This is a genomic window from Kitasatospora sp. NPDC059327 (genome assembly GCF_042752535.1).
GTDB lineage: Bacteria > Actinomycetota > Actinomycetes > Streptomycetales > Streptomycetaceae > Kitasatospora.
Window position 1 is genome coordinate 163,093 of sequence record NZ_JBHYYB010000009.1, and the last position, 8,525, is coordinate 171,617.

Below are 8,525 nucleotides of genomic sequence, written 5' to 3' on the forward strand. Positions count from 1 at the left end.
GAGCCCTCGGAGGGGAGACCGCCACCGGCGGGAGCCCTCGGAAAGGACACCCGCCATGGCGGACCCCAGCCCCGTCGTCGAGGCCGACGGGATCAGCAAGCGCTTCGGCGCCACCGTCGCCCTCAGCGACGCCCGCATCTCGGTCGCACCCGGCGAATCGCACGCCCTGGTCGGCCGCAACGGCGCGGGGAAGTCCACGCTCGTCTCCATCCTGACCGGCCTGCGGAGCCCCGACACCGGCACCCTGCGGTTCAACGGCGAGCAGGCCCCGGCCCCCGGCGACACCGACGCCTGGCGCGCCCGGGTCGCCTGCGTCTACCAGCGCTCCACCGTCATCCCCGCGCTCACCGTCGCCGAGAACCTCTTCTTGAACCGGCACGGCCTGAACCGGCACAGCCCCGACCGGCGCGGCGGCGGCGCGCTGCGCCCGATCAGCTGGAAACGGCTGCGCCACCGGGCCACCGAACTGCTCGCCGAGTACGGCGTCGACGTCGACCCCACCGCACGGGCCGAGGACCTGACCGTCGAGCAGCGCCAGTTCGTCGAGATCGCCCGGGCGCTGTCCTTCGGCGCCCGCTTCATCATCCTGGACGAACCCACCGCCAAGCTCGACGCCCGCGGCATCGAGCGGCTCTTCGACAAGCTGCGCTCGCTCCAGGAGCAGGGCGTGGCGTTCCTGTTCATCTCGCACCACCTGCGGGAGGTCTACGACCTCTGCACCACCGTCACCGTCTACCGTGACGCCCGGCACATCGTCACCGCCCCGGTCGCCGAACTCGGCCGGCTGGCGCTGGTGGAGGCGATGACCGGGGACGGCTCCGGAGCCGACGGGCCCGCGGTGACCGGGGACGGCACCCGGGCCGACGGGCCCACCTGGTCGGTGACCGACCGGGCGCGCCCCGACGGCGCCCCGCTGCTGGAGGTCACCGGCCTGAGCCTGGCCGGCGCCTACCAGGACCTGACCCTGACCGCGCGGGCCGGCGAGGTCGTCGGTCTGGCCGGCGCGGCCGCCAGCGGCAACGTCCGGTTCGGCGAGACCGTCGCCGGCCTGCACCGCCCGCAGTCCGGCACCGTCACCGTCGCCGGCCGGCCGGTGCGCACCGGGGATGTCCCCGCCGCCCTCGCGGCCGGCATCGGGTTCGTTCCCGAGGACCGGCACATCCAGGGCCTCGTCCCGCAGCGCAGCGTCGCCGAGAACGCCACCCTGACCGTCACCGACCAGCTCGGCCCGTTCGGCACCGTGCTGCCCTCGCGCACCCGGGCCTTCGCCCAGCGGATGATCGGCGAACTCGACATCAAGACGCCCGGCCCCGCCGGTCCGGTGTCCGCCCTGTCCGGCGGCAACCAGCAGAAGGTCGTCGTCGCCCGGGCGCTGGCCACCGGACCGCACGTGCTGGTCGCCGTCCGGCCCACCAACGGCGTCGACGTGAAGTCCAAGGAAGCCCTGCTCGGCACCGTCCGCGAGGTCGCCGAAGCCGGCCGGAGCGCCCTGATCGTGTCCGACGAACTCGACGACCTACGGGCCTGTGACCGCGTCCTGGCCATGTTCCACGGCCGCGTCGTCGCCGAGTTCGCCCCCGGATGGAGTGACGAACAGCTGGTCGCGGCCATGGAGGGCATGACCGGCCCGACCGACCCGAAGGAACACCATGTCTCCCACCACTGAGGTCCGCGCGCGACCGGCGCTCGCCGTCCCCGCGCCCGCCGGCCGCCGCTTCGAGCTCGCCCGCTACCGCGACCTGTCGCTCGTACCGGTCCTGCTCGTCCTGGGCGTCATCGGCTTCGCCGTCTCACCCGCCTTCCTCACCTCCGACAACCTCCTGGGCGTCGGTCAGCAGGCCACCGAGCTGAGTCTGCTCGTCCTGGCCGAGGCGCTGATCCTGATCGCCGGCCGGATGGACCTCTCCCTGGAGTCCACGATCGGGGTGGCCCCGGTCATCGCCGTCTGGCTGGTCCTGCCCGACCACGGCGCGCGCTTCAACGGCCTCGGGCTCTTCCCGTCCTGGACGGCCGTCCCGCTGTGCCTGGCGGTGGGCGCGCTCATCGGCGCGGTCAACGGCTTCCTGATCCTCAAGCTGCGCCTGAACGGCTTCATCGTCACCCTCGGCGCGCTCACCCTGCTCCGCGGCCTCCAGGTCGCCGTCTCCCAGGGCCAGTCGATCGTCAACCTGCCCGGCTCCTTCACCTACCTGGGCGGCGCCCGGTGGCTCGGCGTCCCGGCGGCGATCTGGATCTGCGCGCTGCTCTTCCTCGCCGGCGGGTGCGCGCTCGCCTGGCTGCGGCACGGCCGCGCCCTGTACGCGATCGGCGGCAACCCCGAGGCCGCCCGCGCGGCCGGCATCCGGGTCGACCGGATCACCTGGGTCGTGCTGATCCTCGGCGGTCTGGTGGCCGCCTTCGCCGGCGTCCTCTACACGGGACACTACGGCTCCGTCTCCGCCGACCAGGGCAACGGCTGGATCTTCCAGGTCTTCGCCGCCACCGTGATCGGCGGCGTCAGCCTCAACGGCGGGCGCGGCACCCTGTTCGGCGCGCTCACCGGTGTGCTGACCCTCCAGCTCGTGGTCAACGTGATGACCCTCGCGGGCGTGCCGCCGCTGTGGAACCAGTTCCTCAACGGCGCGATCATCATCGTCGCGCTGATCATCTCGCGCTTCGCCTCCGGCGAGAAGCAGGAGTGACCGGTCCCGGGCCCCGGGGGCCGGCCGGAGCGGCGCGACCCGCCCGGCCGGCCCCCGGCCGTGCCGCTCCGGCCCTCCGCTCAGCCCCTCGCTCCCCCGTCCCCTCCTCCTCTCGTGCCCCCGTCCCGCCGCAGGCCCGAACACCCGACCACAGGAGGCGACCACCATGGGGGTGACCGACGAGGCCATCGAGCGGATCAAGGACATGATCGTCTCCGGCACCCTGCAGCCCGGTGCCCGCCTCCCCAACGAGGCCGACCTCGCCGACCAGCTCGGACTGTCGCGCAACTCGCTGCGCGAGGCCGTACGGGCGCTCACCGCGATGCGGATCCTGGTCCCCCGGCAGGGCGACGGCACCTACGTCTCCGGTCTGGAGCCGCACCTCCTGCTCGAAGCCATGGCCTTCGCCGCCGACGTCTCCCACGGCCGCACCGCCCACCAGCTCCTCCAGGTCCGGCGGTTGCTCGAACCCCAGGTGACCGCGCTGGCCGCCGGACGGCTCACCGAGGACGACCTGCGGACGCTGCGGGACATCCTCGACCGCAGCGCCGCGGACATCGGCATCGAGGCGTTCGTCGAGCTGGACATCGAGTTCCACCGGACCATCGCCGACGCCGTCGGCAACCCCGTCCTGTCTACCCTGCTCGGCATCCTCTCCACCCACACCCAGCGGCTGCGCATCGTGCGCGGCACCCTCCCGCCGCCCTCGGGCGGGGGCGCCGCGGTCTCCCCCGCCCGGGAACAGGCCCACCTGGAGCACGAGGCCATCTGGCGGGCCCTGGTCGACCGCGACGCCCAGCGCGCCGCCAGTGCCAGCACCGTGCACGTCGCCGCCGTCGAGGACTGGCTGGCCGGCGGAACCACCACCGACCCCCGGGGCCCCGGCAGCACCGCCTGACAGCGGTCCGCCGAGGCCCCGGACCCCGCGCGCCTCACCTCCCGATGCGGCGGCCCCTACCACCCAGGACGTTCTGACCCATGAAAAGCCGAACCATCCGGACCACCTGCTCGGGCGGCATCGTCGTACTCCTCGCCGGGTGCCTCACCGCCTGCGGAGGCTCCGACGGCCCGAGCAGTTCGCGACGGCAGATCGGTATCGACATCCCCCGCACCGACTCCGACTTCTGGAAGGCGTACGCGACCTACCTCCAGCGGGAGATCGACGACCGGCAGTTGGACGTCCTGCCGCTGACCCACTCCAACGGCGACGAGGCGAAGTTCACCGCCAACATCCAGTCGCTGCAGAGCCGCAACCCCAAGTCCATCGTCATGGCGCCGCAGAACACCGTGACCACCGACGTGACGCTCTCCGGGCTGTTCGCCGCCAACATCAACGCGATCAGCGTGGACACCGAACCGGAGCACGGCAACGTGTACATGGTGGTGCGCACCGACAACAAGGCCTACGGGACCAAGGCCTGCCAGTTCCTCGGCAAGCAGCTCGGCGGCAAGGGCAAGGTCGCCGAACTCCAGGGCGCGCTCAACTCCGTCAACGGCTACGACCGCTCCGAGGCGTTCTCGACCTGCGTGAAGCGCAACTTCCCCAAGATCCAGGTCATCGAGCTGCCCACCGACTGGAAGGGCGACGTCGCCGCCGCCAAACTCCAGGCCACCCTCGCCACCCACCCCGACCTGAACGGCATCTACCTGCAGGCCGGCGGGGTGTTCCTGCAACCCACCCTGGACGTCCTCCGGCAGAAGGGCCTGCTCAAGCCCGCGGGCCAGCCCGGCCACATCACCATCGTCTCCAACGACGGCATCCCGACCGAACTCGCCGCCATCCGCGAGGGCCAGATCGACGCGACGGTGTCCCAGCCCGCCGACCTCTACGCCAAGTACGCCCTGTTCTACGCGCAGGCCGCGGCCGAGGGCAGGACCTTCCAACCCGGCCCCACCGACCACCAGTCCACCATCATCTCCCTGCCCAACGGCCTGGAGGACCAGCTCCCCGCCCCCCTGGTGACCAAGGAGAACGTCGACGACAAGAGCCTCTGGGCCAACCAGACCACGGGCTGACACCCGCCGCCGGCGCTGCCGCGGCCCGTCCTGGTGCCTGAGACACCAGGACGGGCCGCGGACGGGCCGGGCGGGGGCCGCGACCGGCCCGCTAGCCGACGGCCTGGTACTCGCCGTTCTCGACGCGGAAGATCTCCCGGGCCTTGCAGAGCAACTGCAGGTCACGGCGGACGGTACGCGGGTCCGGACGGGGCAGATAGGTCTCGCGGGCCCGCTTCCAGTCCCAGCTGCCGCCGTCCTTCCGCATGATGTCCAGGAGGCGCTGCCGGCGTTCGATCGCCGAGGCGGGTGGGGTTCGCTCGTCACTCATGGGGACATTCTCCCGCATCCCGGTGACCGGCCGGCACAGGGGCACCGGCCGCCCCGACCGGAGGACCTCCGCACCGGGACCGTCCGGCTACGCTCGGTGGCACGGGTTCAGCGCGGATCGACGATCTCCGGCGCGAAGACCGTCCCCAGCGGCTCGGGGCCCACGTACTGCTGGCAGTTGCACGGCCGCGGCTCGTAGCTCAGGGGCCTGCGCTCGGCGTCCCAGGCCGTCGGGGCCTCGACCACCTCGTGACACCTGCCCCGCTTGTCGTGCTTGGCCAGGTGATGGGTACACCCGCAGACGGGCTCCGGCGGGCGCTTCGCCGCGTCGAGTGCGAGCTGGCGCCGCTCGGCCACCTGTCCCAGTTCCACCTTCCGCTCGTGCCGCGTCTTCAGCGCGCCCCGGACGGTGTCACCGACCCATCCCCCACCGATGATCACGGCCGGGATCACTGCCCATATCCAACCGCCCATGCCTCTACCCCCGTTGTTCGACCGACGCCACAGCCTACGGCCCGCACGACCCGGGCGGCCCCGGCGGTCGGCGAGAACCGTCCGCACGGCGCCACCGGACCTCCGTCGCACCCGTGCGCCGGCCTGTCCCACGGTGGAGCCGCGGCCGGGGACGCCCACCGGCCGACCGGCCGAGGCCCGGCCGCCGGTTCACCCATCCTCTACAGTCCTGTAGATTCCGGCTGGCAGCGTCGGCGCCATGACCGGTCCGGCCTCAGTCGACCGCACACAACGGGGGAGCCGCATGGATCGACCGCCAGACATCCCGCGCCAGGACCGGGCCGACTACGAACACGTCCTGAACCGCGCGCTCGCCGACCCCGGCGTACGGTCCGCGCTGCGGAAGGCGGGGGCCGGGGCACCGGGCACCGAACGCCTCCGAGCGCTGGCCCGCGGCTCCACGGCCGTGATCACCGCTGCGGCGAGCACGGAGTTCGAGCGGTACGTCGAGATCCGCCTGTCGCCGGGCCGACCAGCCGCGGACCGGCCGGAGTCGTCCCCCGCCCGGGAGCGGGCCGCCGGGGTGGCGGGCGTACTGGCCTCGCTCATTCCGATCCTCGCCGGCACGACCGCGGCCATCCTCTACCTGCTGGGGGTCGTCCTCGGCATGGCGGAGTCCCGGCACGGGCTGGAGGACTTCCTGACCTCCGCCGCCATGGCGGCCGCGGTGGTCGCCGGGCTCAGCCTGACGTTCGGGCTGTGCGGCCTCCTCGTGACGGCCTCGCGTGGACGAGCCGCCGTCGCTCCATCGGATCCGTCGGGCCGACCCACCGGCAGGACGGGCACCGACACCGAGCGCGCACGCGAGGACTGGCTGACAGCCCTGCTGGACCGCGGGATGATCCCCTTCCTCCTCGGCCAGGTGAACACGGCCCCCGACGGCCTCACCACCGACCGGGTCCACCGCCCCGGCCGCACGAGCCCGGCCCTCGGCCGCCAGGGCCTCGACCTCGACTGACCGGACGGCCTCACGGGCCGGGCGACGACGCGTCGGCGGGCCCCCTCGGCGCCACCGACGACCACCTCGCTCATGACTACCGAAGACAACAGGAGATGTGATGAAGGCACGGATACTCGCGAGGATCGCGCCCGCCGTGGTGGCCGCGGGGCTGCTGCTGGGCCCGCCGGCCACCGCCGGAGCCGCTCCCGCCGCCACGCACGCGGCCGCGGCGACCACCCGGGCCGCGCAGCCCGACCCGGGCCGGACGGTGGACGGAGCACCCGTCCGCACCGGGTCGCCCGCACCGAGCACGGCCCACGGTGCCGCACTCGCCGCCGGCGACAAGAAGGACGACAAGAAGAAGGGCGGCTTCTTCAAGAAGCTCGGCATCGCCGTGATCGTCGTCATCCTGCTGATCGTGTTGTTCGTGATCGGGCTCATCGTCGCGATCGTGTTCGCGATCCGGGCGATCTTCCGCCGCCGGACGGCCTGACCCGGAGGCCGAGCGGGTGACCGGTGGCGCTCCTGCCCCAGCCCCGGGCAGGAGCGCCACCGTCGTGCGCGGGCCCCGCCCCGGACGTCCGCGAGGCCCGGGGCGGGGACGACGGACGACCGTCGCCCGGATCCCCTTCCCCCGCCCGACCCAGCACTCCCGCCGGCTCGGGAATGACCATGACCGCCGGTCAGCGCACCCGTCCGCGCGGCTTCAGGGGGAGGGCGGGGAGCTCCGGGGCGCGCAGGCGGGCGCCGTCGTAGCCGTGGACGCCGCCGAAGCGGGCGGTGGTCATCCAGTCCTCGCGGGCCCGGGTGGTCTCCTCGCCGGAGCGGCCGATGAAGTTCCACCACATAGCACGGCTCTGCCGTTTCGTCCCAGGTCAGGGGCCTGATCGACCATCCGGGGTCAGCGAAAGGTCAGCAACGCACCCGGGAGTCGACAACCATGGCCACCATCAACCTCGCCCGCGGCATGGGCAGTTTCTTCAAGGAGTGCGAGCACCCCGAGAGCCGGTGGCCTCGGTGCCCGCACGAGTACAAGATCCGGTACCGCAACGCGACCGGGCGACAGACAGAGGAGTCAGGCTTCGCCACGCAGGACAAGGCGAAGTCCCGCCTCGCCGAGGTCTACCAGGCCCGGAAAAACAACCCGCAGAGCCAGCACAGGGCCGCACGCGTCCAGCAGTACAGCCCGATGCAGTTCCACGAGTACGTCGCCGAGTGGAAGGCCGGCCAGCGCGACCTCAGCCCCAGCTCCCTCCGCCACCTCGACTCGCTGCTCGTCCACCACCTCTACCCCGCCTTCCGCAGCCGCCGATTGGGCACCTTCGACCACAAGGTCGTCGATTCCTTCATCCAGACCATGGAACGCAACGGCGTCGGCCTGGCCACCCAGTCCAACGCCTTCGACAAGCTCAAGTCGATCCTGCTCGACGCCCACCGGCTCGGCCTCTACGACGACAACCCGCTCAACGGCGTCAAGCCCCCGCAGTACGACCCCAAGCGCGCCGTCATCCCCTCCGCCTCCCAGGTCCGGGACATACGCACCGCCGACGACGACACCTTCCGCCTCGTAGCCGACCTCATGAGCGGCTGCGGCATGCGCAACGGCGAGGCCTTGGCCGTCAATATCAACAACATCGTCGCCGACGACGTGTACCGGATCACCGAGCAGGTCAACCAGACCACCAAGGCCTACGCACCCCTCAAGCACCGCAAGGCCGGCGACTACCGCGATGCCCCCCTCGCTGCCCGCGTCCGGCACTCCATCGAGTCGTACGCCGACACCTACGGCACCGTCGACGGCTACCTTCTCCGGCACCCGCGCGACCTGACCAAGCCGATACCCAACCACTACATCGCGAACCAGTGGAAGCGGATCAAGAACGACGGCCTCGTCGAGATCCCCGACGGCATGGTCGTCTACGGCCTCCGCCACTTCTTCGCCTCGAACTGCCTCAGCCACAACCTTCCCAATGTGACTGTCCGTTGATCGGCTCGTTAGTCCGTCCGCGGGAAAGAGGGAGTCTCGTCCGTGGATCGTGTCGGACGAACTGTGGTGCCTGATCGAG

Annotated in this window: 9 protein-coding genes and 1 pseudogene; 7 read left to right on the top strand and 3 right to left on the bottom strand. The window is 72.1% G+C overall.

Annotated features, from left to right (window positions below; all coding sequences use genetic code 11):
• Window positions 1–55 precede the first annotated feature (55 nt).
• The 4 genes from ACFXHB_RS09085 (at window position 56) to ACFXHB_RS09100 (ending at window position 4,697) form a co-directional block, all read left to right on the top strand.
• On the top strand, window positions 56–1,666 hold the full coding sequence (locus ACFXHB_RS09085; RefSeq protein WP_380573201.1) for a sugar ABC transporter ATP-binding protein: 1,611 nt from the start codon (window positions 56–58) through the stop codon (window positions 1,664–1,666).
• Window positions 1,650–2,681: an ABC transporter permease gene (locus ACFXHB_RS09090; protein WP_380573202.1), complete on the top strand. Its 1,032-nt coding sequence runs from the start codon at window positions 1,650–1,652 to the stop codon at window positions 2,679–2,681. Before ACFXHB_RS09085 ends, ACFXHB_RS09090 begins: the two co-directional genes overlap by 17 nt.
• A gap of 166 nt (window positions 2,682–2,847) precedes the next feature.
• Window positions 2,848–3,579 carry a FadR/GntR family transcriptional regulator gene (locus ACFXHB_RS09095; RefSeq protein ID WP_380573203.1) on the top strand — a complete coding sequence of 244 codons (732 nt, stop codon included), beginning with the start codon at window positions 2,848–2,850 and terminating at the stop codon, window positions 3,577–3,579.
• An 80-nt stretch (window positions 3,580–3,659) separates the two neighbouring features.
• On the top strand, window positions 3,660–4,697 hold the full coding sequence (locus ACFXHB_RS09100) for a sugar ABC transporter substrate-binding protein (protein WP_380573204.1): 1,038 nt from the start codon (window positions 3,660–3,662) through the stop codon (window positions 4,695–4,697).
• 91 nt (window positions 4,698–4,788) lie between these two features.
• On the opposite strand, the gene ACFXHB_RS09105 is transcribed toward ACFXHB_RS09100, so the two are convergent.
• Both ACFXHB_RS09105 and ACFXHB_RS09110 read right to left on the bottom strand, forming a co-directional pair.
• Complete coding sequence (locus tag ACFXHB_RS09105; protein WP_380573205.1) at window positions 4,789–5,007, bottom strand: hypothetical protein; 219 nt, start codon at window positions 5,005–5,007, stop codon at window positions 4,789–4,791.
• A gap of 107 nt (window positions 5,008–5,114) precedes the next feature.
• Window positions 5,115–5,480, bottom strand: coding sequence for a hypothetical protein (locus tag ACFXHB_RS09110; RefSeq protein WP_380573206.1), 366 nt, complete (start codon window positions 5,478–5,480; stop codon window positions 5,115–5,117).
• A gap of 283 nt (window positions 5,481–5,763) precedes the next feature.
• Between ACFXHB_RS09110 and ACFXHB_RS09115 the strand changes: the two genes are divergently transcribed.
• Both ACFXHB_RS09115 and ACFXHB_RS09120 read left to right on the top strand, forming a co-directional pair.
• Window positions 5,764–6,477, top strand: a complete 714-nt coding sequence (locus tag ACFXHB_RS09115; RefSeq protein ID WP_380573208.1) for a hypothetical protein — start codon at window positions 5,764–5,766, stop codon at window positions 6,475–6,477.
• A gap of 100 nt (window positions 6,478–6,577) precedes the next feature.
• Window positions 6,578–6,952 carry a hypothetical protein gene (locus ACFXHB_RS09120; protein ID WP_380573209.1) on the top strand — a complete coding sequence of 125 codons (375 nt, stop codon included), beginning with the start codon at window positions 6,578–6,580 and terminating at the stop codon, window positions 6,950–6,952.
• 190 nt (window positions 6,953–7,142) lie between these two features.
• Here ACFXHB_RS09120 and ACFXHB_RS09125 read toward each other — a convergent pair.
• Window positions 7,143–7,307: pseudogene (locus ACFXHB_RS09125) on the bottom strand (pirin family protein); the annotation flags it as partial.
• A 92-nt stretch (window positions 7,308–7,399) separates the two neighbouring features.
• Between ACFXHB_RS09125 and ACFXHB_RS09130 the strand changes: the two are divergent.
• Window positions 7,400–8,446, top strand: coding sequence for a tyrosine-type recombinase/integrase (locus ACFXHB_RS09130; RefSeq protein WP_380573210.1), 1,047 nt, complete (start codon window positions 7,400–7,402; stop codon window positions 8,444–8,446).
• Window positions 8,447–8,525: the final 79 nt, after the last annotated feature.